The following is a 23,768-nucleotide window of genomic DNA, read 5'->3' as shown; positions in this document are numbered from 1 at the left end:
TTAACCTCTATTCGGGACAGATCAGACTCTTTTCGACGGTGCGCTGTCCCGATTAACCTCTATTCGGGACAGATGTGGATCACTAAGACGGTGCGCTGTCCCGATTAACCTCTATTCGGGACAGATCAGACTCTTTTCGACGGTGCGTTGTCCCGATTAGCCTCTATTCGGGACAGATGTGGCTCTTTTCGACGGTGTATTGTCCCGATTATCCTCTATTCGGGACAGATGTGGCTCATTTTGACGGTATGCTGTCCCGATTAACCTCTATTCGGGACAGATCAGACTCTTTTCGACGGTGCGCTGTCCCGATTAACCTCTATTCGGGACAGATGAGGCTCTTTTCGACGGTGCGGTGTCTTGATTAACCTCTATTCGGGACAGATGTGGCTCTTTTCGACGGTGCGCTGTCCCGATTAACCTCTATTCGGGACAGATGTGGATCACTAAGACGGTGCGGTGTCCCGATTATCCTCTATTCGGGACAGATCAGACTCTTTTCGACGGTGCGCTGTCCCGATTAACCTCTATTTGGGACAGATGTGGTTCACTAAGACGGTGCGGTGTCCCGATTAACCTCATTCATTCCGGAAAACACAAAAAATCCCGCAGCAATGTGCGGGATTCGCATTACTATTTCATTAAGCCAAATACGCTTCACGGATCGACTCATCACCGAGAAGATCTTTGCCGAGTCCAGTCATCTTGATGGCTCCGGTTTGAACGACGTATCCACGATCGGCAACTTGCAGGGCTTGGTACGCATTTTGCTCGACGAGAAGTATCGTCATACCTGCTGCATTTAGTTCTTTAATGATATCAAATATTTGCCCGACGATAATCGGTGCGAGTCCCATGGATGGCTCATCTAGCATCAATACTTTTGGGCCGCCCATGAGTGCACGACCGATTGCTAGCATTTGTTGCTCGCCACCACTCATCGTTCCACCTTTTTGATTCACACGTTCTTTGATCTTCGGAAAGTAATGGAAAACTTGCTCCATTCTTTCTGCAATCAATTTTTTATCTTTAACAGCAATCGATCCCATTTCTAGGTTTTCTTTTACGGTTAAACGCGGAAAAATCCGTCTGCCCTCGGGCACGTGTGCAATACCCGATATCGTTGTTTCGTGTGGCGGTATTTCTGTGATATTCTTTCCTTGAAAAGAAACACTACCTTGTTTGGGCTTTACTTGTCCACTTATTGTTTTTAACGTTGTCGATTTTCCAGCCCCGTTTGATCCTATTAGTGTGACAATTTCTCCTTCATCCACATAGAGGTCGATGCCCTTTAAAGCATGAATTCCACCATAATAAGAATGAATATCTTTTAGCTCCAATAAATGCATGTAGTTAACCTCCTTATAATGCAGATGACTCGCTGCTACTTCCTAAATATGCTTTGATAACTTCTGGGTTTTTTCGAATATCTTCTGCATTTCCTTCCGCTATTTTGACACCATGGTCGAGTACGACGATGTGCTCGGATATCTCCATGACTAGCTTCATATCATGCTCGATTAAAATGATGGTCACATCTAATTCCTCACGGATCGTATGAATAAGCTGTGTGAGTTCCCTCGTTTCCTTCGGGTTCATTCCAGCAGCTGGCTCATCAAGCAAGAGCACCTTTGGCTTCGTTGCTAGTGCTCTTGCAATCTCTAAGCGACGCTGTGCACCATACGATAGATTTTGAGCTGCCTCATTTAACAAGTGTTCTAAGCCTACATATTCAAGTATTCGGTAAGCTTCGTGCTTCGCCTGCTCTTCTTCTTTTACAAAGGAAGGAAGTCTCAAAACCGTTCCAAGTATACTGCCTTTTAAATGATTGTGCATGCCAACCATTACATTTTCCAAAACGGTGATACTGCCAAATAAGCGGATATTTTGAAACGTTCTAGCCACTCCTTTTCTTGAAATGAGATGAGGCTTTTTGCCAGAGATTGACTCTCCCTCAAGCATTATACTCCCTGATGTTGGCTTGTAGACACCGGTTACCATATTAAAAAGAGTTGTTTTCCCAGCACCGTTTGGACCAATAACCGCTGTTATTGAACCTTTTTTCACCTCAAAGGAGACATCTTCATTTGCCACGAGGCCATCAAATCGTTTTGTGATATTCTTAACCGTCAATATGGACATTGTTGGCCTCCTCATGTTGGATGACTGCCTTTTTCTTCTTATTTGATTTATCTGTAAATTTTTTCTTTAAGGCCACTGCATCAAATACTGGATTCTTTGCAGGAATTAAACCTTGTGGTCGATAAAGAGCAAATAAAATCAGGATTGCTCCGAATATAAACCTCTGCATTTTGGATGGTGAAAGAGCATCTGGAATCGAAATAACTCCGTTTAAGCTCAACTGATTCAACCAATTTGTTACTTCTGCTAACACTTGTAGATTTAAAATTGTCATAATGGCCGCTCCAAGAATAACCCCTGGTATCGAACCCATCCCGCCTAAAATAACCATTACGAGAATTGTAATCGACTCTATGAGTGTAAAGCTGGTCGGGTCGACGAACGTTTGCTTGGCAGCGAATACAACCCCCATCATTCCTGAAAAAGAAGCACCAATGGCAAACGCTGTTAATTTTGTACGAACGATGTGAATGCCCATCGATTGAGCAGCAATTTCGTTTTCTCGTACTGCTTTCCAAGAACGCCCTATTTTTGAAAATTCAAAGCGTCTGACTGCAATGAAAATGAGTAGTAAGATCACTAACACTACATAATAAAATTGGCTTGGGTACTCAAATGTAATTCCGAACAAACTTGGTGGTTTAACAGATGAAAGTCCCATTGCACCATTTGTAATATTGACAGGTCGATCCAAGTTGTTAAATACAATCCGTATGATTTCACCGAACCCGAGCGTTACAATTGCAAGGTAATCTCCCTTTACTCGAAGAACCGGGACACCGAGGATAATACCGAATAAAGCAGCAACGAGTCCTCCAATTATGATGAAAATCCAGAAACTTTCTCCACCAAGTGGAAATGTGCCAAACGGCATAAAATTAGAAGCTTGCGAGGTAGCAAAGATTCCGTATGTGTAGGCACCGATTGCGAAGAAGGCAACGAAGCCTAAATCTAACAACCCAGCTAGTCCAACCACAATATTTAACCCTAGAGCCATAGCGATATAGATCCCAACAAGCGTGGCTACTTCCATATACGACTCATAGGCAATTCCCTGACTTGCAGATACGGGCAAAAATACAAGAAGAACAAGACCAGCTACGAGCCATTTCGTCTTTTGTCCGAGCGTTGTAAAATGCAAGATTAATAGAGAGGATAATAAAAGCAAGAAAGCAAGAACTGATTTTTGTGCTAGAAATAAACTTAAACTAGTAACTAAGATGTATCCTGCAAGCAAGCCACCCTGGGCTAGTTTATTTTCGCGTATTTGTTCGATCCATTTTTTCATATCATCTCACCTACACTTTCTCTGTGACAACTTTTCCAAAAATACCTTCTGGTTTAAAAATGAGAACTAGTATCAGAATTGCAAATGCAAATACGTCTTTGTATTCAGCACCGAAAACTCCGTTTGTAAGCAGTGTGAGATTGGCCGCTGCGAACATTTCGAGTAACCCTAGTAGCATTCCACCAAACATCGCCCCACGAATGTTTCCAATTCCCCCGAGGACAGCCGCTGTAAAGGCCTTTAATCCTAAAATAAAACCAATATACGGATCAATTGTTCCGTACTGTACGGCAAATAATACACCTGTTGCTCCACCTAATGCAGAACCGACGAAGAAGGTTAATCCAATGACCTTGTTCACATTGACTCCCATTAGTGCAGCTGTTTCTCTATCCTGAGCAACAGCACGCATGGCCATGCCCCACTTTGTCCGATTTACGAAAAAGTCTAAAGCAACCATCATGATGACGGCAACGACTAAAACGATGAGAAAGGATTGTTTAAAAGAGGCATCATTAAAGCCTGAAAAGAGTGCAGAGGCTTTCACTGTAATTTGTTCAGTAAATAAATTAGGACCAGTAAGGATATAATTCCCGCGTTTCAATTCCGTAATAAAACGGACTAAATCTTGTAATAAAAACGAGATACCGATTGCAGTAATGAGCGTAATCAACTTCGGTGCATTTCGCAGTGGTCGATACGCGATCCGTTCAATACCCATTCCAATAAAACCGGTTAATACAGAAGAAATTACGAGCACAATAAGAAGAACAAATAGTGCTGGCATCACGGCAAACCATCCTAACCCTGAAAACGTTAAAAGAAGAGCTACGCCGATAAATGCGCCCGTCATGAAAATCTCACCGTGGGCAAAATTGATTAATTCTAGTATTCCATAAACCATTGTGTATCCTAGTGCAACAATTGCATAAACAGCTCCGAGCGTTAGCCCGTCTATTAATACTTGTGGTAATGTCTGTAGAACATCTGCTAACATGGCAAACACCTTCCTACTACTATGTCTTGTACTATTTTGAGAAGAAAAAGGGTACAGCCCTTAATCAGGCATACCCTTCTACTTTATTCGTTATTTTTTCTCGATTACTGATTTTTGTGCTGGTGGGTAAGCCGCTTCAGTAAATTCATAGATAAAGATTTTTGCAAAATCATTGTCGCCTTTATCATCAAATCCAACTCTCGTTACAATTCCACCAAAGTCTTTAACTCCACGAACTGCGTCACGAACTTGCTCACGAGTTGGAAGCTTGTCATCATTTGCTTTAATTGCATCTTCAATACCTTTTAACACAACACCCATTGAATCGTAGCCATATGCTGAGTAGGATTCAATATTTTTGCTGAACTTTTCTTTGTATGAATCTGCGAACGCCTTACCAACGTCAGATGCCATTGTGTCACCAGCAACTGAAGTGATGAATGTGTTTTTCACAGAATCTCCAGCGATTTCAACTAGTGTAGAAGAGTCTAAACCGTCTCCGCCCATGAATGGAACTTTAACGCCTTTTTCACGAGCTTGCTTAATTAGAAGACCACCTTCTGAGTAAAGTCCTCCGAAATACACAAGATCAGGTTTTTTCGCTACAACTTGGTTAAGAACTCCGTTGAAGTCCTTTTCACCAACTGTAATTCCTTCAAATCCTACGATTTCAGCTCCAAGCTCTTCAGCAGCTCCTTTAAAAGCTTCTGCTAATCCTGTACCGTAAGCTGTTTTATCTTGAACAATGAAGATTTTCTTTGCTTTTAATGTGTTAACTGCAAAGTCTGCTCCAGCAGGTCCTTGGAAATCGTCACGAGCAACGATACGGTTTACTGTTTTTAATCCACGGTCTGTAACATCAGTTGCCGTGTTAGCAGGTGAAACCATAGGAATGCTGTACTTCTCATATGTTTCTGAAGAAGGAATAGCTACTCCTGAATTTAAGTGTCCAACAACTGCTAAAATAGAACTATCTGATCCAATTAGCTGCGCGTTTGCTACACCCTTCTTTGGATCTCCTTGGTCATCATAAGGTACTAATTCAAGAGTAAAGCCTAACTCTTTGAAATGGTCTTTGCTTTCATCTAGCTTTAGTTGTGCTCCAAGCTTGATTGCTTCACCCAATGTTGCACTACCACCTGAAAGAGGACTTTGTGTAGCAATCTTAATTACGTTTCCTCCACCACCAGAAGTTTGTGCACCACACCCAGCAAGTAATCCAATTGCTAATGTAGCTGTTGCCGCAACCGATAACGCTCTCTTTAAAACCATTTAGTAACCCCACCTTTTTCTTTTTATTAGAATCTTTAAAATAATACAAACTTTAAGAAAATAATAGTTTGTTTTATAAGTAATTACAAGCATAATATTTTATTACTAGATAATTAATTTTATTGACAATTCAAAATGCATATTTTATTTCGAGAAAGTGTTGGGAACACTGGCGTTACGCTGAATTTCGTATTACGAAAGGTATTGAAGTTATTATTTCGACATCCGAAAAGATATTGCAATATACTATTGATTGGATAGATATTTTATAAAAACATTAATTTCCAGTTGGCTATCATATAGGTAAGAATTGGGTTTGGTCGGGAATAATGATTTTTTGTAGGAAGTTGACTTTGAATTAAAAATACTCTGTTTTCGTAAACTTTATTGCTATTTAACACTAAAGAGAATTGGTTGATTGGTTTCTTTCACAATATTCCTATTGATAAAACAACAATCCTTGCAATAAAGTGTATTTCACCAACTTATCACTATTTTCGTACTGAAATTTTTAAGAGTTTACCTACAGAAAACACAAAAAAGGCACAACCCTTCATAATAAAAGGTTATGCCTTCTTCATAAATTTATGATGATGGTAGTGTAACTACACTCGCAAAAACTTACGAACAGACAGTAAGCTTCCCCAAATCCCAATGAACGTTCCAATGGCTAAAAGCAGACCACTGATTTGAAAGATAAACGGAGTAACTGGCAAGATATTAAAGAATGTTCCTACTAGTTTAGGACTAGCTAAATCATAGACATACTTGTAGCTGAATACTGTGATAGCGATTGGAAGAATGGATCCAATTATACCAAGTAGAAGACCCTCGATGAAAAACGGCCAGCGTATAAAGCCATTCGTTGCACCTACTAGTTTCATAATCTCAATTTCTTTTCGTCTAGCTAAAATTGTAATCTTAATGGTGTTTGAGATTAAGAACATGGCCGTAAATAGTAGACCTACTATAATTCCAATTCCAATGTTTCGAGCAATTTCTATCCCTTTAAAGAGCTTCTTTACAGTGTCCTCACCATAAATGGCGTCTTCGGCATATTCGAATTCTTTGACTTTAGCTGCAACTTCTACCACATCGGTTGGTTCTTTTGTTTTGACGATTAACACATCGTTTAATGGGTTGTCCTGCTCCATAAGTGCAAACGGTGCCCCATCATCCCCCATACTCTTAATCATGGCCTGGAGTTGCTCATCCTTTGATGAAAAGGTAACGGTGTCCACTTCCGGAATGGTCTTGATCCTTGCCTCTAATTCTTTAATCTGCTCCTCGGTGGAGCCAATATCGATATGAACACTCACTTTTACGTCAGATTCAAGGGAATCCGCAAAATGATTTAAATTCATCATAATCGTTAAAAAGCTTCCGACAAGAAGCAACGTGACGGTAACGGCACTGACAGAAGCAAATGTCATCCAACCATTTCTAAATATGTTTTTTACACCCTCACGAACATGGCGCACTAAAGTTCTAAGCTTCATAGCCATATTCACCTCGCATAACATCTCTTGCTATTTTTCCATTTTCAATCGCAATAACACGCTTCTTAATCGCATTTACGATTTCACGGTTATGAGTTGCCATCACAATGGTTGTGCCACGATTATTAATTTCCTCGAAAGTGTTCATGATCTCCCATGAAGTTTCCGGATCTAAGTTACCCGTCGGTTCATCGGCAATCATCACTTTTGGGTTATTCACAATCGAGCGAGCAATGGAAACACGCTGCTGCTCTCCGCCTGATAGCTCGTCTGGTAAAAATCGAGCTTTATGCTTCAGTCTTACTAAATCCAATACATCCATAACTCTTCTTTTTATATTTTTCGGATATTCTTCGATAACTTCTAAAGCAAAGGCAACATTTTCATAGACCGTCAACTTTGGTAAAAGCTTAAAATCCTGGAACACAACACCGATGTTTCGGCGCAGCAAAGGAACCTTGCTCTCTTTAAGCTTAGCTAGGTTTACGTCATTAATTAAAATCGATCCTTTAGTAGGTCTTTCCTCGCGGTACATCATTTTAATAAATGTAGACTTCCCAGCTCCACTTGGACCCACTACATAGACAAATTCACCTTGTTTAATTTTAACGGAAATACCATTTACGGCTAGAACACCATTGGGATATGTTTTATATACATCTATCATTTCGATCATCGTAAGTATCACCTAACTTTTTATTATTATGAAAATCCATTATTTTTCCTTCATCATATTCTTATTATAGTATAGAACCTGACATGTTTCGACAGTATTCAAAAAATCACAAATAATTACCAGCAAAAACAGACAAATTTTCTTATCTAGTATAGTATACCATCATATTTCGTCATTTTTAGTCGAAATAATAGGACAATTTTATTTCGATGGTTCAATAGGTGTGAAGGTTACTATAACTAATGCCAGCTCAGGATCAACGAGACTTTCTATAAATTCTCATAAAATGAATAATAGTGCTACCATTACAGTAGCACCACCAAATTACTTTTTATTTCATAGTTGCTAACCAGGCTGCAACTGCTTTTGCATCTTCACCTTGAAGGAGTCCCTTAGGCATACCGCCTTGTCCATTATGGATAATCCCTAAGATTTCTTCTTCAGCGTATTTAGTACCTACCTTTTTAAGACTAGGGCCAAAATTACCTTCTAAATTTCCACCATGACAGCTTGAACAACTCTTTTGGTAAAGAGCTTCACCTGCCGAGACTTCTGTCGTACCAGCTCCTGCTGATTCTCCACCTGAATTCTCTTCTTGTGTTGTTGCATCATCTCCACCGCCACAAGCCGATAGCGCTAGCGTTGTGCCAAACAGAATAACCATTAGCTTACGTTTCATAGTAAATCCCCCTAGAGATCAATTCCTTCATGATTATTCTACCTTATTTTAACCCCATCACGTGCGTTTAAATCCTTCTCCCAGCACCTCAGAAGCATTCATTACCACAACAAAAGCAGAAGTATCAATGCTTTTTACCAGTTGTTTCAATTTCGTGAACTCCGTTTGGTGCACAACACACATGAGAATAGGACGCTCATCATCCGTATATCCACCTAATGCAGAAAGTCTCGTGACTCCGCGATTGATTTTGGTTAGAATTCCCTGTCTCACTTCATCCTCTTTGTTCGTGATAATAATGGCCATCTTAGAGTAGCCAATTCCAATTTGAACAAGGTCAATCGTTTTGCTCGTCACGAAAAGGGCAATGAGTGCATACATTCCTCTTTCAATGTCGAAAACAACAGCAGCCGACACAACGACCATTCCATCTAATAAAGCAATACAAGTTCCAAGTGTTAGTCCTGTATATTTATTGATAATCTGAGCCGCAAGATCCACCCCACCTGTAGAAGCTTTACCCCGGAAAACAATCCCTAAACCAAGCCCAACGCCAATTCCACCAAATAAAGCCCCCAGAAAAGGATCCATTGTGGCCGCTTCAAAATCTCTCGTTGCATAAACGACTATTGGTAAAATCATCGTCCCAACCAAGCTTTTGATACCAAACGATCGCCCAAGAAGAGCAACTCCTGCAATAAACAACGGAACATTCAAAGCCAACTGAACAAACGCAGGCTCCCAGCCTAGTAGAGAATTCAAAATCGTACTTATTCCACTAACCCCACCCGAAGCAATCAGATTCGGTAACAAGAACAAATTAAACGCCAAGGCCACAATTGCCGACCCCAAAATCACATATATATACTCCAGCAACAACCCAAGCCTCGGATCATCCACACTATCTTTTCGCCTACTAATCATAATTGCCTCCTATGTATCACCATGAAGATTAAAAATCTTTAGTGCTGTAAAGCAGTGGGGGCCAGGCCCCCACTGCTTTACAGCGTTAACTTGTGACTATGTATTTTCTTGCCGTGAGTGAGTATATCATGGTAAAAATGGTTTGTGAATAGTAGTAGGTTGACGTGTTAAAGGGCTAAAATTACGGCTTTTGCTTAGTTTGGTTTAAGGATGGGGTGGTTCATACAATTTTCAAGGTAAAAGTTAGAAATAATGAGTATGGAAATTTTTAAAGCAGAGGTATAAGTTATCCATTTTCACGACGTAGCTGGAAGACTCCACCATAGCGAATGACCACCCTATAAACAAAAAAAAAACAGCTACTATAAAAGCAGCCGTCATCCGAAACATCCATTAAGTCTCAAAGTTTAGACCTCAAAAACGCATCTATAAACGGATCAAGATCTCCGTCCATTACACTTTGTGTATTTCCTATTTCGTGACTTGTTCGGTGATCCTTAACAAGGGAGTAGGGATGGAATACATAAGAACGAATTTGGCTACCCCAACCGATTTCCTTTTGCTCGCCGCGGATCTCGTCAACTTGTGCTTGCTGCTCATCAATCTTTCTTTGATAGAGCTTCGCTTTCAACATCTTCATGGCCTGTTCACGATTTTTAATTTGAGAACGCTGGGTTTGACACGTAACGATTGTATTCGTTGGTATGTGAGTAATCCGGATGGCAGAATCTGTTGTATTAATATGCTGCCCTCCTGCACCACTCGCACGATACGTATCAATTCTCAAATCTTCTGTACGAATATCAATTTCAATCTCATCATCTAGCTCTGGCAGCACATCACACGAAACGAAGGATGTATGACGGCGACCTGACGAATCAAAAGGTGAAATCCGGACTAACCGATGAACCCCTTTTTCAGCCTTTAAATATCCATAGGCATTGTGTCCCTTAATCATCAGCGTGACACTCTTAATTCCCGCTTCGTCGCCTGGAAGGTAATCCAACGTCTCCACTTTAAATCCTTTTCGCTCCGCCCAACGCGTGTACATCCTTAGCAGCATAGAACCCCAATCCTGAGACTCGGTTCCACCGGCTCCAGGGTGTAGCTCCAAAATGGCATTGTTTTTATCATAAGGCTCACTTAATAACAGCTGCAACTCAAAATCATTAAACTTGTTCGTTACAGCTTTCACTTCCGCATCCAGTTCCTTTTTCAACTCAACATCATTTTCTTCTTTCAAAAGCTCATAGGTCACTTCAATGTTTTCATACAAATGACTTAATTCATTGTATTGATTCACAACATCCTTGTACGCATTCGCCTCGTTGATCACCGTTTGGGCGGCCTGTTGATCATTCCAAAAGTTCGGTTCTGCCATCTGTTCATCTAAATCTCGAATGCGGGCTTCCTTTTCTACTAAGTCAAAGAGACCCCCTAAAGTCAGCTAATCGTTTAACCATCTTCTCTAGTTCATGTCTAATTTCTACTAATTCCATGCCCTTCACCTCATGTATCTATCTAGTTAGGTTCACTATACTTTATAAAAAGCCTATGTCTAAAAGACATAAGCTTCCTTTCATCACATTTTATGTTGTTGACCACAGCATTGCTTATATTTTTTCCCACTACCACAAATACATGAATCATTACGACCGATGTCCAAACTTTTCACAACCGGCTTTTTCTTCGGCTTTTCCCCTTCTTCATTCGGGATGACCGCTTGTCCTTTCGCTACTTCTTGACGCTCCAAGTTATTACGGATTTGAGCTTTCATGATCAAGCGAGCAACCTCTTCTTCAATTGTCGTAATCATGTTCTCAAACATCGCAAAGCCTTCAAATTGGTACTCACGAAGTGGATCAATTTGAGCATATGCGCGTAAATGTATCCCTTGACGCAATTGATCCATAGCATCAATATGATCCATCCACTTGCTGTCCACTGCACGAAGTACGATAACCTTTTCAAACTCACGCATTTGCTCTGTCTCTAACTGAGCTTCTTTTTCATCATAACGAGAAAGTATCTTTTTATAAATAAGTTCAGAAATCTCATCAGCTTCTTTGCCACTCAAATCGGCTTCCGTGATATCTCCCTCATGTAAAAGATTCGCTTCAACAAAGTCCAAAATAGCTTTTAAATTCCACTCTTCTGGCTCTTCATTTCTTGGACAATGTGCCTCTACATTCCGTTCAAGTGTCGACTTAATCATCGCTTCTACCACTTCACGCAAATTTTCAGAAGCTAGCACATCAAAACGTTGATTGTAAATCACTTCACGCTGCTGACGAAGAACATCATCATATTGCAAGAGCTGCTTACGTGCATCAAAGTTATTACCTTCTACACGCTTTTGAGCGGATTCAACAGCACGGGAGACAATTTTACTCTCGATAGGTTGAGAATCATCCATACCCAATCGATCCATCATCGCTCTCATGTTATCAGAACCGAAACGGCGCATAAGCTCATCTTCCATTGAAAGATAAAACTGTGTCACACCAGGATCTCCTTGACGACCAGAACGACCACGTAGCTGGTTATCAATACGACGACTCTCATGTCGCTCCGTACCTACAACCGCTAAACCACCTAGATCCTTCACACCTTCGCCTAGCTTAATATCCGTACCACGACCGGCCATGTTTGTAGCAATCGTTACAGCAAACGGCTGACCCGCTCCAGCAATAATCTCAGCTTCACGTTCATGGTTCTTCGCATTTAACACGTTATGCTTAATTCCTTTTTTAGAAAGATACTTAGCAATGAGTTCAGACGTTTCAACCGCAACTGTACCTACTAAGACAGGTTGCCCCTTAGCATGAAACTCAGCTATTTGCTCCACAACTGCAAGGAATTTTCCATCAATCGACTTAAAAATTAAATCAGGTCGATCCTCACGCCCAACATCTACGTTAGTCGGAATCGCCACAACATTCATATTATAAATATTTCGGAATTCCTCTTCCTCGGTTTTTGCTGTACCGGTCATACCTGAAAGCTTTTCATACATACGGAAATAGTTCTGGAATGTAATGGTCGCAAGTGTCATGCTCTCATTTTGGATCTCAAGACCTTCCTTGGCCTCAATTGCTTGATGAAGCCCATCACTATAACGACGACCTTTCATTAAACGACCAGTGAACGAATCAACAATCACCACTTCTTCGTCCTGCACAACGTAATCCATATCACGATGCATACTAGCATGCGCTTTTAACGCTTGGTTGATATGATGTATAACATTGACATTCGGTAGGTCAAATAAGTTTTCAAGACCAAAAGCCTTCTCTGCCTTTGTAATCCCTTCTTCTGTCAGCTGTACAGCCTTCGTTTTCTCATCATACGTATAGTCCTCATCTACTGTTAACCCACGAACAAACCCGTTCGCTTGGACATAGGATGAAGCCGATTTACGTGCTGAACCCGAAATAATCAAGGGTGTACGAGCTTCATCAACAAGAATGGAATCGACCTCATCAATGACCGCATAGTTAAGAGGACGTTGCACCATTTGCTCTTTGTAAAGAACCATATTATCACGCAAGTAATCAAAACCTAATTCATTGTTCGTGCTATATGTAATATCCTTTGCATACGCTTCGATCTTCTCTTCGCGGCTCAATCCATTTAAGTTCAGACCGACCGTTAAACCAAGAAACTCGTAAATCTTACCCATTTCAGTCGCATCACGACTTGCTAAGTATTCGTTCACCGTAACAATATGAACACCTTTTCCAGAAACAGCATTCAAATAAACCGGCATGGTAGAGGTTAACGTTTTACCTTCACCCGTTTTCATCTCGGCAATGTTACCTTCATGAAGAGCCACGGCCCCCATGATTTGCACTGGGAATGGACGTTGCTTCAAAACACGAGTAGCCGCTTCGCGAACGACAGCAAAAGCCTCAGGCAAAATCGAATCGATTGTTTCACCTTTTTCCACTCTACTTTTGAACTCAGCCGTTTTTGAACGTAGCTCTTCGTCAGATGCTTTTTCAAAATCAGGGCCTAGTGCTTCTACTTGTTCAACGATTTTTTGGTATTTATTCAGTTGACGCTGATTTCCATCAAACACCCTTTTTAACATTCCAAGCATCACAAAACGCTCCTCTTTTTTACATTCTTTTATTAAAAAAATTATTATAATAATTTTGACAATGTAAAATTGACTGTAGTCAAAAAAATCAAACTTATCGACTATAGTATAAATAATCCATCTTAATAGTAACATTAAGTTGCATTTGATGCCAATATAAACAGGACACGGCTATATTAAGATTGTGTGCCTAATTTTACAGTGAACAAAACAAATACGCAGCCACATAGTGACTGCGCACGATTAGAAGTACCAGTTAACTCGGCTCTATAATCCCGTACTTTCCATCTCTTCGCTTATAAACCACATTCGTACTATTGCTAGAAGAATTGGTATAAACAAAGAAGTTATGTCCAAGCATATTCATTTGAAGAATGGCTTCTTCACTGTCCATAGGCTTTAAATCAAAGCGTTTTTGTCTAACAACTTCAAGTTCCTCTTCGTCTTCGTCAATATATTCAGGCCTATTAGGCTCAACACCATTTGTAAACATGAACTTCGGTGAACCTTGATCGCGAAGCTTGCGGTTAATCTTTGTTTTGTGCTTACGGATTTGTCGCTCCAACTTATCGACGACTAAATCGATGGCTGCATATAAATCATCATGCCCTTCCTCTGCTCGTAATGTAATTTGAGACATTGGAATCGTAACTTCAATTTTTTGCTTGTTATTGTAAACCTTTAAGTTCACATTTACGTTAGCATCAAGACCCTCGTCGAAGTATCGATCGATCTTCCCAATCTTTTGTTCAACAAATTTCTGTATTGCTGGAGTTACCTCAATGTTCTCACCACGAATGTTAAAATTCATACATGAACTCCTCCTTAAGTACAAGCTGTGTTACATATTTCTACATTACCCAAGCAATCTCCTTCTCAAACCTATAAATAATTAAGAATTTTCGGTGAACTTAGTTTATGTGGGGTTTTCAGGGTTCATGACAAGAGAATTCTGACTTGTGGCAATTTGTGGGTTTTGTGTGAGGGGAAATCTCATGATGCCGTGATTTTTAAAAATAGCCTAAACCTGTCTACTCATATTTATCATGTTCTTCTTTTAGAAAATCAATGATTGAACGATGCTGTTTTATTTCATCGTGAAGAAAATCGAAACTACTTCTCATCTCTGTTCGGATTTCACTTTGGGATTCCAATAAACGTGCATGATTAGTTGATACTTCATTGCTTAACTCACTAAATGCTGTCTTAATTTGCAAAATATCTACTCGCATCTCACCTTGCTCTGTCTTAATGTCTGCAATATCTTTTCGCATCTCACCTTGCTCTGTCTTAATGTCTGCAATATCTTTTCGCATCTCACCTTGCTCTGTCCTAATGTCTGCAATATCTTTTCGCATCTCACCTTGCTCTGTCTTAATGTCCGCAATATCTTTTCGCATCTCACCTTGCTCTGTCTTAATGTCTGCAATATCTTTTCGCATCTCACCTTGCTCTGTCTTAATGTCTGCAATATCTTTTCGCATCTTACCTTGCTCTGTCCTAATGTCTGCAATATTTTTTCGCATCTCACCTTGCTCTGTCTTAATGTCTGCAATATTTTTTCGCATCTCACCTTGCTCTGTCTTAATGTCTGCAATATCTTTTCGCATCTCACCTTGCTCTGTCTTAATGTCTGCAATATCTTTTCGCATCTCGCCAAGTTCCGTTTTAAAATCTGCAAACTCTTCTTTCATCTGCACCATAAACTCTTTTAACAATTCTTCCATCATTTTCACCTCACTTTCTACTACCTATTATACCAAATAGATCAGAATTTGATTTAGAAATGATAAAAAATTGAAATAAATCCCCTTGAAAAAGTTGTAAACACACACTTTCTACTTAAAATTTAAATGAGGTAAATCAAATTAAATTCTAAAAGAGCCTGTTCAAAAAGGAGGACAAAAAGAGCAAAGAAGTTCAAGGAAGCGAAGTCTTGAGCTTCCTGCGCGTATGTTTTGTATACGTGAGGAGCGGAAAAGACGAGCTGACGAAGAAATTCGAAGCTATTTTTGCCGGACTTTTTGAACATCCTCTAAAAAGGACTTATAGTTTTAGATCCATACGATCCCCAGTTGTAGGGTGTGGTGCAGCCTGTAGCAACATTTGAAGCATTTGCTGGTTACTATTTTGAGCTGTATCCATCGTCCGTATTGTAAGAGAAATTGAAACGACTTGATTTAGTCCACTTAATTCATCCCCCTTGATAACGCTGCAATTTTCCATGAATAAACTCCTGATATATGGATAAATTCATTATTGCTCATACTTTAAGCGACCTTTGGCCAAAAGAAAAACCCACCCCAATAAAGAGGTGAGTTAACTCTGTTGCTTTAATCGTCTTACATATATAAGAAGCGATGAAAAAACAACAATCGTTTTCCACGTTAGTAAATTAGTAATCTAGTAAATTAAAGTTTCGTTACGTTAGCCGCTTGAGGTCCACGGTTTCCATCAACGATATCAAATTCTACAGACTGACCTTCTTCTAAAGACTTGAAGCCTTCAGATTGGATAGCTGAAAAATGTACAAATACATCGTCTCCGTCTTCGCGTTCAATAAATCCAAAACCTTTTTCTGCGTTAAACCATTTAACTTTACCTTGCATTGATACAACATTCCCTTCAACTCATATACTATGTGGAAGATGCCCACATTTCGAATATACCGAATGATAATTATGAAGTCAAAGGTATTTTATCGAGGTAATTTGCGGGTTTTCGACAAACATTATGAATAATAAAAATGAAATGAGAAGCCCTGTAGATATTTCCTACAGGGCATGGGTAAGCTCTATTTTTTTTTGTCGAAAAACATTCCGTCTAAGGATACATTCTTATAAGGATTTGTGTATTTTTCGTTCGATGTTTTTTGTTTCTTAACCTTATTCATATCCGCTTGGATCGCTTGTTTAAAATGTGGTAATTTTTCGTCAATGACTTTATTGAACTCAACTATCCTTTGACCTAGTTCCATTTCCTCTTCAGAGAAAGGACCTTTTAGATCATCCAGAAGTAATTGACGTTCACTTAATAGTTGCTCAACCAAAGTAATGAGTTCATCACGTTGGTCTTGCTCGAATTTCTCGTCTTGTAGTAATTCGAACAATGTAGAGGTTACATCATAGATTCGACGTACTACACTCATTAAGCCTGACCAGCATTCGTATGCTGCTTTTGACGATTGATCTGAATCACTTGCTTCCACGTATCACGGAACTCCGTAACAAAACCTTCTACTTCTAACAAAATTGCTGTATCATTCTTGATATTCGCATCCATAAGACGGCGATTGATATAATCATACATCGGTAAAAGTTGTTTTGAGATGCCGGAATCCATATTAAGAGTAACCATTAACTCTTGAATGATTTTTTGAGCCTTCAGTAGATTTATATTCTTTTCTTCTACATTCTTGTCCTCAATAGCCTTCTTCGCCATATGAATAAACTTCAAGCAACCATTATAAAGCATTAATGTTAGCTCACCTGGAGAAGCAGTTGTCACAGAATTCTGTTGGTAGGATTGATAGGGATTCTTAATGGCCAAAATAAACACTCCTTACAATTTTTATTACATGCCACTGCCGAATGCGTTCATCAAGTAAGCAGATTGTTGATTAGAACGTGAAATTGCTGATTCCATTGCTCCAAATTGACGCCAGTATCTGTCTTCAACTCGAACAAGTCGGTCCTCAAAACGATTAATCTGACTATCAATATTCCTTAAATTATTTCCAATAGTAAAGTTACTAATTGAAGATAATGATGACCCTGCACGCTCAGTAATTTTTTTCATAGATCTATCAATACTATTATATAATCTCTGTGCGATCCCGTTTTCACTATCTGTTAGTCCTGTGCTTGTAAACAACTTCTCAATAGAATCCGGACTCTCTTCAATTGCCTTTTTAAGTTTTGCTTCATCAATGTAAAGCTTACCACCCTCTAGGTAGTTGGGCGAGGTGGTGATACCAATACTAGTCAGTTGGTTATATTTAGAATCGACGGACGTATTTGATAGTGGTGAGTAGAAATCACTGCGCAATTTTGAAAGAGTGCTACTTAAAAGCGAATCTCTTCTCAATAGTCCACTTTTAGACTTTTCTTCCCATTGTTCTTGTTGTTTGTCAGATAATTCTTCTCTTTGTTCATCAGTTAAAGGTAGAAAGTCACGATAATATGTTTCTGAAGTTTTCCCCTGTATCTTCCCGATGACCTCATTGTACTTCTCGACAAACTTTTTAATATTGTCAAATACACCATTTGTATCATTTCCAATATTTATGGAGATGGGAGCATCTGTCAAAGCTAATTTATCTTTTAATACAAAAGTTACACCTGACATTTCAAAATTGTTAGATGATCGTTCAGTCTGTAGACCATTGATTGTGAAAACCGCATTGTTTCCACCTGTCTCAACTGCACTACCAAATTGAAGCACATCATCAAGAAAGCCTGTCGATGTTTTAATTTCATGATTAGCTGGATCATTTGTTGCTGAGTTAGTCGTTCCATCAGCACCCTGGAAATTACCTGTTTCTTTACGAGTCAGTGTCATTTTGTCAGTAAAAGAATCATAAAAAGCTGTTACACCAGCATCTGAATTGTTAATTTTTCCGATAACACTAGATAAAGACTCTGAACCTTGTACTAGAAACTTCTCATTGACTTGTCCATTTGAAGTATGTGTAGACAGATCAAATGAGAAATAGTTTTGAGCATACTTGACAGTTACATCTAGTTTATCTTGTCCAGTAGGAATGGCTATTTCAGAAGTAAATGTTAATTTCCCTGCTGTATAATCAATACTTCCAACCACATTATTGGAACTATCCTTAATTTCTGTTCCAGATGTGGTGTAATCATTGGTTCCAATTTTAATAGTTAATGGAGCTGTCTGACTAATAGATCCCTTTGTTAGTTGAATTTCCTTGAAAGGACTACTCTTAGTTATGGTATCTACCTTTTGATTGGCAACATACTCAACCTTTATGGAACTGCCCTTTTTAATCGGGTCTTTGAAAAGAAGGGTTCCTTCTGTATTCATTTGAACCTGGTCGTTACTAGTTGGGGCTGTCGCTACCACCTTGAAGGCTTTCCCATCTACCTTTACAACCATATCACTACTATTTCCAATGGTTGTACCTGCTGCAGCATCAAGACCTAAGTTAAAGTCAGGACGATCAGTATCTGCTACAATCGTTTTACTTTCAACACTGCCAGATTTCCAACCAAAAGAAGTACTTTTAAGCTTAGCTTGTTCACTGAATAAATCTTTAGTAACATCTATCTTACTTGTCGGATCTGTTGAGATAGATCCTGTATTAACTTTAGTTGACGCAGAAGCAAGCTGCTTAACCTCTGAGATAGAATAAGACGACGCACTTGCCGAGCTCGTTGCGGTCGCTGCAATCTTTGATTCAGCCGAAGATGAAACGGTACGTACTCTATATTTAGATGCAAGCTTCATATTAAAAGCTTCATTACGAAGAGAAAGTAACAAAGAGTTCATTTCCCGATATCCGTCACGTTGCCATTCTAGTTTTTGCTTTTGCTGCTTTAGCTTGTCTAAAGGAATACGCTCAGCTTTCATTAAATCCTTTACAAGTGAATCTGTATCCATCCCACTCGCGAGTCCACTGATTCTCATTCAATCACCACCAGCTTTATATTTTTTTGTCCACAAGTAATCCAACGAATTTGGTCATTTCAGCATACATATCTAATAGTTTCTTAGAAGGAATTTCTCTAACAATCTCATTCGTTCTGCTATCGACAATTTTCACATAGTATTCCTTCAATTCTTCGTGCATTTCAAACTTAAGAGAGGTATTCGAAGGAAGAAATTCGTTCATCCCTTTAATGACTTTCTCTAGCTTTTCTTTACTTGGTTCTTGTTCTTTTACTTTCAGCTCAATATCGGCAGTCTTAGACAGATTAGAATCTAAAACTATTGCTGAATCCATTTTTGCAGGATCCATCTTTAACTCTGTTTTAAAAGTCGTTGGTGTATTTGAAGAAATGCGCTCAATTGACATATTTTTTTCTCCCTCAAATAAGTATCGTTAGTCTTTATATCGACAAACTTTTTAGGATATTAAGAGGTAATGGGAAAATTCGTGGTATAAAAAAGATAAAGATCTAATGAAAAACAGATTGCAACTTCTTCTCTAAGGAGTGTATCACAGATTTCAAATCTACTAATTCGTCATGTAAGTTCTCTCTTTCACTTTCGGAAAGATCAGGCTGGCTTGCAAATTCAGCAATTGTTTTCATTTTATGAAGGGTCTCACTTATTTCTTCTAAGATTCGGGATTGTTCCCGACTACTTACAAGCTCTTGCTCTAGGAATTTTTTTAGTTCTTGTTGGTCTTTGTTCATTTTATCTCCTTTTGTTAAATTATTCTCGGGTGTTCAGTGTTCAAAGAATTCTGAGTATGAATATTAATCCGGGTATAATGGTAGCAAATGGGCTTTGGAGTTAACTATTATTGGGGGACTTTATTCAAAAAGTCTGATAAACGGTCATATGCTGAGATGGGGGTCTATTTCAGGAGGATTCTTGTCAATGTGTTTTCCGTGAGCTACCCAATTTCGGTATTTGTAGACTTGTTTCACCATTCCAATCAATTGAGTTGCGACTGAAGACTTAAACAAGTCAATAATGTCATAAAAACAACCACGTTCAGCTAACTGTAGGGTATAATCAGTCACCCTCTTAGTTATTTCATCCTTAGGATTCATTTGATGTAGTATTAATTGCTGAAGATATTCAAGCAAGGTCTGCTCAAAGATTGAGATCAACGAAACAATGGTTAAATCATTCAATTCATTTATGGATAGATCTAAAATTTTGTTGGTTTCTCTTATTTTTTTGTGGCCAGAAGGCTTTTTAGAGGAAGAATTTCAGGATTCTTGTTGATAAGTCTTTTCATGACAATCTCGCATTCCATTGTAATTTATTACTATTCCATAATTTTATCTAACTCTACATACCTCATAAAAGCTCCTTTATTATCTCAGTAAAATCTTTTTCCGTAAAGCTTCCATAACTTGAGTGTTTATTTTCCTCTCGATAAATCCAACCCTTTTCGGAATGGTACAAGACTATAAACTTACCAAGAAATGAGCTTATATCTACTCGCCTACTAGCACCAATAATAAGACGACCAATTGGTACAATCAATCTTTATGGTTTCAGAACCGATAGAAACCTCAATCGCCGGAGCCATATAACTTTCAATATGAATCTCCTTTTCCGTAAGAGCAATTAAGCCTTCTTTTTCTGGCTTCTCAAGCCAGGATCTATCTGTTCCATAAACCCCTTTAATTGATGAATCCACTTATCACCAACCCTACTCCAATCAACCTTCTCTTGGGCATACTCAGCTTTCTTTTTCTTTAAAAACTCTGACAGATCAGACATTTTAGCATTCCTTTCTTATTTCCACTTAATTATAACTTATTTTTTATTGAGCTAGAATGAGATCACCACAAACACCGGTAAATTATACAAGAGGTTATAACTCACGACTTGTTTCCAAGAATGAGTATGGATCCAAGTGAAAATAGAAATAGTTTTCTGAAAATATTGGGATGGTACCTGGCACCCCGAGATTTTCATATTCTCCCCAATCAATAGCCATTTGGAAACAGCATCGTACAACAAGAACCATCATCTATAATCCAGATGATGCTCCTTCACTATCTTTAAGCTAACGATATTCACTCGTTTCGCAGGTTTTTTCTTCATTTTCACTTCTCCTTCAAGCAGTTCCAATTGTTTGATAGACTTGATTGCATACTGATTCATGAATTTCTCCTCCTAAAATAAAAATAGCCTCTACTCCGAAGATCGAAGTAGAAGCCTAGGTCGCTTGTTTCTTGAACATCTAGTGTTCATAGATCAAACGTACATTCTATGAATATACTATATATCTGAATATTTAGTTATGACTGGTTGTGTATTTTACTACTCAAGTTTCTATGTGCAAAGGTTTTAGTAAACAGGTGGACTTTCGGGGCAAAATCTACTTTCCCCTTTTTTCCCAAAGAAAAAAGAGCAACCACGACTAGACTACTCCTCAGTATTTCTTCTACACCTTCAAATCAAAGTTTCCACCCAAATGCGGCTGGGCTGCGTGTTGGATTGCATTTGCATCGATAGTACCCATTAACTTTTGGAGAGCTTCGCCTTGTTCTTCCGAATTTCCCATTGCCATTTTCATGACTGACAACGAAGCCTGTTGCTGGACTTTTCCTTGGCTTAATGCCATTGACATTAATGGTATATCCACAAAAACACCACCTTTCTTTTTAATGGACAATGGAATACAACTGATTTTCCAAAGTATGAACTTCATTTTTCAATTCATTCAACTGACAATTCAATTTAACAACCTCAACCGAAGTAAGCTCATGTTCGACAACATATTCGGCTATTCTCTTCAATTCATGAAGTTTTATATCAATCTCTTCTAGAATACGATCTTGTTCCTCACACCACTGAAGCTGTTGTTCAAGGAAATTCTTATATTCTTGCTGTTCTTTTTACATCAAACTTCCTCCTGTTCAACAGCCTTTGGATGATAATTTTTGGGACAAGGGACCTGTCCGTGTGGTTCTCCAGTAGAGGGAAATCACCAGTGACTTTAGCTTGGTTCTAACATGATGATGGCCATTTAAAAGTACAGGGTGAAAAAAGGTTAAAAATTGTGCTCTCCACAGAATCTTTCACTACTGAAAAAAACAAAAACCTTATAGAATTGTTAGTATCTTAATTCGCAAGGAAGGAGCATAGACTCTACAGGTTCTTTATCCAGTTTGCCATCAAGAAGTTTATACTGTTCCCCATTCAAAATACTGTTCAAGTGTTTGATGAACTGAATCGATGATCCAATACTGTGGTATAGCGTATTTTTCCTAGTAGATTAGGGCGGGTAATGGCAGTCACATAGCCTACTAGATAGGAGCTAAATGGGACAAGGTGCCTGTCCCTCTGTCCCCTCTTGGTAATATCAGCCCTTCTTCAACTAAGTTTAATAGTGATTTTTTTATTTCTAGCGAATGCTTATTTATTAGTGCTTGCAAACGTACATTTGTTACGCTTTTTTCTTGATACGCAGTTACAAGTACTAAAAGCTCTATTGGTGTAAGTAGATGAAAACGATCTTTAAGTGTTTCTCTAATCAAAAAAACAATATCCTCTGGTAATAAAGACGTGGGCAACAAGGTTAGCGAAGTTCTTTCTGGTTGGAACTCTTCCAATAAAGCCGGTTTTTTCCAATGCTGTTGTTTCCATGTGGTGTGAATGCTCTCTAATCCGTATCCAGAACGTTCACCTAAGCCAATTTGGGCAAAGATTTTAAAGATAAATGGGTTACGTGGATCACTAATTCCACCTTCTATTGCTTTCTCATATGGCATTCTCAGTATCCCAGGGTTCGAAAATCGAAAATAACTTTTTTTCTTTTCGATTACAATTCCTACTTCACCAAAGTAATTAGCATGTATTAATGTATTTAAAACCGCTTCTCTAAGAGCTTTATGCACCCGGCTCTCTGTTTGTCGTATAAACTCAGTTCCTACCAATTGAAATGGTACATCAATGTCTGAAGTAATTTTACCTATAACTTTAAAGTAAAAATCATATAAATTTCCTGACCAAGTTCCATCTTGTGATGTAATTCTGTTTGACCAACGCTGTTCTGGTATATCAGATAGTGTTTCTCTATAATCTAAAAAATAATGAGGAAAATACTCCGATATAGACTGTTCCTCTCCAAACATTAATAATCCCGCTACCGTTATTCCTTCTTTTTTTGTTGCTCGGTCCTTAGCCCAACCACCTATTCTCGAAAGAAATTCTATATCATCATGTTCATTCCATGCACTATCTGGTTTTAAATTAGCAAATCTTTTACGATAATTCTTAATCGGGTGGTGACAGGCACGGGGAGTCAATCCTCTTCAAGGAAGCATGCGAACCGTCCCCGTGCTTCCCCCCGTGCTTCCTGGCGCCACGGAATTACAACTTCCGAATCTCATCTTCTGATAGATTCGTCAAATTCGCAATCATTTCAATAGTAAATCCTCCATCCAGCATGCTCTTTGCGACTTTCCTTTGACCTTCTTCTATGCCTTTTTCTATGCCTTCTTCCCTACCTTCTTCTCTCTCCAATTTCATT

Annotated in this window: 24 protein-coding genes; all 24 read right to left on the bottom strand. The window is 38.9% G+C overall.

Annotated features, from left to right (window positions below; translation table 11 throughout):
- Window positions 1–641: 641 nt before the first annotated feature.
- Window positions 642–1,349 carry an ABC transporter ATP-binding protein gene (locus ACOI1C_RS20715; protein ID WP_422512468.1) on the bottom strand — a complete coding sequence of 236 codons (708 nt, stop codon included), beginning with the start codon at window positions 1,347–1,349 and terminating at the stop codon, window positions 642–644.
- A gap of 13 nt (window positions 1,350–1,362) precedes the next feature.
- Window positions 1,363–2,142, bottom strand: a complete 780-nt coding sequence (locus ACOI1C_RS20710) for an ABC transporter ATP-binding protein (protein ID WP_422512467.1) — start codon at window positions 2,140–2,142, stop codon at window positions 1,363–1,365.
- Window positions 2,123–3,430, bottom strand: a complete 1,308-nt coding sequence (locus ACOI1C_RS20705; protein WP_422512466.1) for a branched-chain amino acid ABC transporter permease — start codon at window positions 3,428–3,430, stop codon at window positions 2,123–2,125. Before ACOI1C_RS20705 ends, ACOI1C_RS20710 begins: the two co-directional genes overlap by 20 nt.
- A gap of 10 nt (window positions 3,431–3,440) precedes the next feature.
- Entirely contained in the window at window positions 3,441–4,427 is a 987-nt protein-coding gene (locus tag ACOI1C_RS20700; RefSeq protein ID WP_422512465.1) for a branched-chain amino acid ABC transporter permease, read from the bottom strand.
- Between the two features lie 90 nt (window positions 4,428–4,517).
- Entirely contained in the window at window positions 4,518–5,699 is a 1,182-nt protein-coding gene (locus ACOI1C_RS20695; RefSeq protein ID WP_422512464.1) for a branched-chain amino acid ABC transporter substrate-binding protein, read from the bottom strand.
- A gap of 605 nt (window positions 5,700–6,304) precedes the next feature.
- Window positions 6,305–7,198 carry a permease-like cell division protein FtsX gene (gene ftsX / locus ACOI1C_RS20690; protein ID WP_422512463.1) on the bottom strand — a complete coding sequence of 298 codons (894 nt, stop codon included), beginning with the start codon at window positions 7,196–7,198 and terminating at the stop codon, window positions 6,305–6,307.
- Window positions 7,188–7,874, bottom strand: coding sequence for a cell division ATP-binding protein FtsE (gene ftsE, locus ACOI1C_RS20685; protein ID WP_422512462.1), 687 nt, complete (start codon window positions 7,872–7,874; stop codon window positions 7,188–7,190). The genes ftsX and ftsE overlap by 11 nt, the downstream gene beginning before the upstream one ends.
- A 331-nt stretch (window positions 7,875–8,205) precedes the next feature.
- On the bottom strand, window positions 8,206–8,553 hold the full coding sequence (gene cccB, locus ACOI1C_RS20680; RefSeq protein WP_422512461.1) for a cytochrome c551: 348 nt from the start codon (window positions 8,551–8,553) through the stop codon (window positions 8,206–8,208).
- Between the two features lie 57 nt (window positions 8,554–8,610).
- Window positions 8,611–9,477, bottom strand: coding sequence for a YitT family protein (locus ACOI1C_RS20675; RefSeq protein WP_422512460.1), 867 nt, complete (start codon window positions 9,475–9,477; stop codon window positions 8,611–8,613).
- Window positions 9,478–9,877: 400 nt separating this feature from the next.
- Window positions 9,878–10,976, bottom strand: a protein-coding gene (prfB, locus tag ACOI1C_RS20670) for a peptide chain release factor 2 (protein WP_422512459.1) whose coding sequence is annotated in 2 segments (ribosomal slippage) — window positions 9,878–10,912 and window positions 10,914–10,976 — 1,098 coding nt in all. Because the reading frame shifts where the segments join, the coding sequence is not laid out codon by codon here.
- Window positions 10,977–11,059: 83 nt separating this feature from the next.
- Window positions 11,060–13,579 (bottom strand): preprotein translocase subunit SecA, encoded by a 2,520-nt coding sequence (secA, locus tag ACOI1C_RS20665; protein ID WP_422512458.1) that lies wholly within the window; start codon window positions 13,577–13,579, stop codon window positions 11,060–11,062.
- 256 nt (window positions 13,580–13,835) lie between these two features.
- Window positions 13,836–14,390 carry a ribosome hibernation-promoting factor, HPF/YfiA family gene (gene hpf, locus ACOI1C_RS20660; RefSeq protein ID WP_422512457.1) on the bottom strand — a complete coding sequence of 185 codons (555 nt, stop codon included), beginning with the start codon at window positions 14,388–14,390 and terminating at the stop codon, window positions 13,836–13,838.
- A 220-nt stretch (window positions 14,391–14,610) separates the two neighbouring features.
- Window positions 14,611–15,306, bottom strand: a complete 696-nt coding sequence (locus ACOI1C_RS20655; protein ID WP_422512456.1) for a hypothetical protein — start codon at window positions 15,304–15,306, stop codon at window positions 14,611–14,613.
- Window positions 15,307–15,625: 319 nt separating this feature from the next.
- Window positions 15,626–15,805 carry a putative motility protein gene (locus ACOI1C_RS20650; RefSeq protein WP_422512455.1) on the bottom strand — a complete coding sequence of 60 codons (180 nt, stop codon included), beginning with the start codon at window positions 15,803–15,805 and terminating at the stop codon, window positions 15,626–15,628.
- A 185-nt stretch (window positions 15,806–15,990) separates the two neighbouring features.
- Window positions 15,991–16,188 (bottom strand): cold shock domain-containing protein, encoded by a 198-nt coding sequence (locus ACOI1C_RS20645; RefSeq protein WP_422512454.1) that lies wholly within the window; start codon window positions 16,186–16,188, stop codon window positions 15,991–15,993.
- Between the two features lie 185 nt (window positions 16,189–16,373).
- The gene (locus tag ACOI1C_RS20640) at window positions 16,374–16,787 is read right to left on the bottom strand and encodes a flagellar protein FliT (protein ID WP_422512453.1); all 414 of its coding nucleotides are present in this window, start codon (window positions 16,785–16,787) and stop codon (window positions 16,374–16,376) included.
- Window positions 16,727–17,128: a flagellar export chaperone FliS gene (gene fliS, locus ACOI1C_RS20635; protein WP_422512452.1), complete on the bottom strand. Its 402-nt coding sequence runs from the start codon at window positions 17,126–17,128 to the stop codon at window positions 16,727–16,729. Before fliS ends, ACOI1C_RS20640 begins: the two co-directional genes overlap by 61 nt.
- 24 nt (window positions 17,129–17,152) lie before the next feature.
- On the bottom strand, window positions 17,153–19,231 hold the full coding sequence (gene fliD, locus ACOI1C_RS20630) for a flagellar filament capping protein FliD (RefSeq protein ID WP_422512451.1): 2,079 nt from the start codon (window positions 19,229–19,231) through the stop codon (window positions 17,153–17,155).
- Between the two features lie 16 nt (window positions 19,232–19,247).
- Window positions 19,248–19,619, bottom strand: a complete 372-nt coding sequence (gene flaG, locus ACOI1C_RS20625) for a flagellar protein FlaG (protein ID WP_422512450.1) — start codon at window positions 19,617–19,619, stop codon at window positions 19,248–19,250.
- 103 nt (window positions 19,620–19,722) lie between these two features.
- Complete coding sequence (locus tag ACOI1C_RS20620; protein ID WP_422512449.1) at window positions 19,723–19,962, bottom strand: hypothetical protein; 240 nt, start codon at window positions 19,960–19,962, stop codon at window positions 19,723–19,725.
- A 767-nt stretch (window positions 19,963–20,729) separates the two neighbouring features.
- Window positions 20,730–20,924 carry a hypothetical protein gene (locus tag ACOI1C_RS20615; protein ID WP_422512448.1) on the bottom strand — a complete coding sequence of 65 codons (195 nt, stop codon included), beginning with the start codon at window positions 20,922–20,924 and terminating at the stop codon, window positions 20,730–20,732.
- 332 nt (window positions 20,925–21,256) lie between these two features.
- The gene (locus tag ACOI1C_RS20610; RefSeq protein ID WP_422512447.1) at window positions 21,257–21,394 is read right to left on the bottom strand and encodes a hypothetical protein; all 138 of its coding nucleotides are present in this window, start codon (window positions 21,392–21,394) and stop codon (window positions 21,257–21,259) included.
- Window positions 21,395–21,677: 283 nt separating this feature from the next.
- A complete protein-coding gene (locus ACOI1C_RS20605; RefSeq protein ID WP_422512446.1) occupies window positions 21,678–21,944 on the bottom strand; it encodes a YjfB family protein in 267 nt (88 codons plus the stop codon).
- A gap of 598 nt (window positions 21,945–22,542) precedes the next feature.
- Entirely contained in the window at window positions 22,543–23,544 is a 1,002-nt protein-coding gene (locus tag ACOI1C_RS20600) for an ATP-binding protein (RefSeq protein WP_422512445.1), read from the bottom strand.
- Window positions 23,545–23,768 lie beyond the last annotated feature (224 nt).

It is taken from the genome of Bacillus sp. DJP31 (assembly GCF_049310945.1).
Lineage (GTDB): Bacteria > Bacillota > Bacilli > Bacillales > SA4 > Bacillus_BS.
Note: the sequence above shows the minus strand (reverse complement) of the source record. Positions and strands in the feature narration are given on the sequence as shown.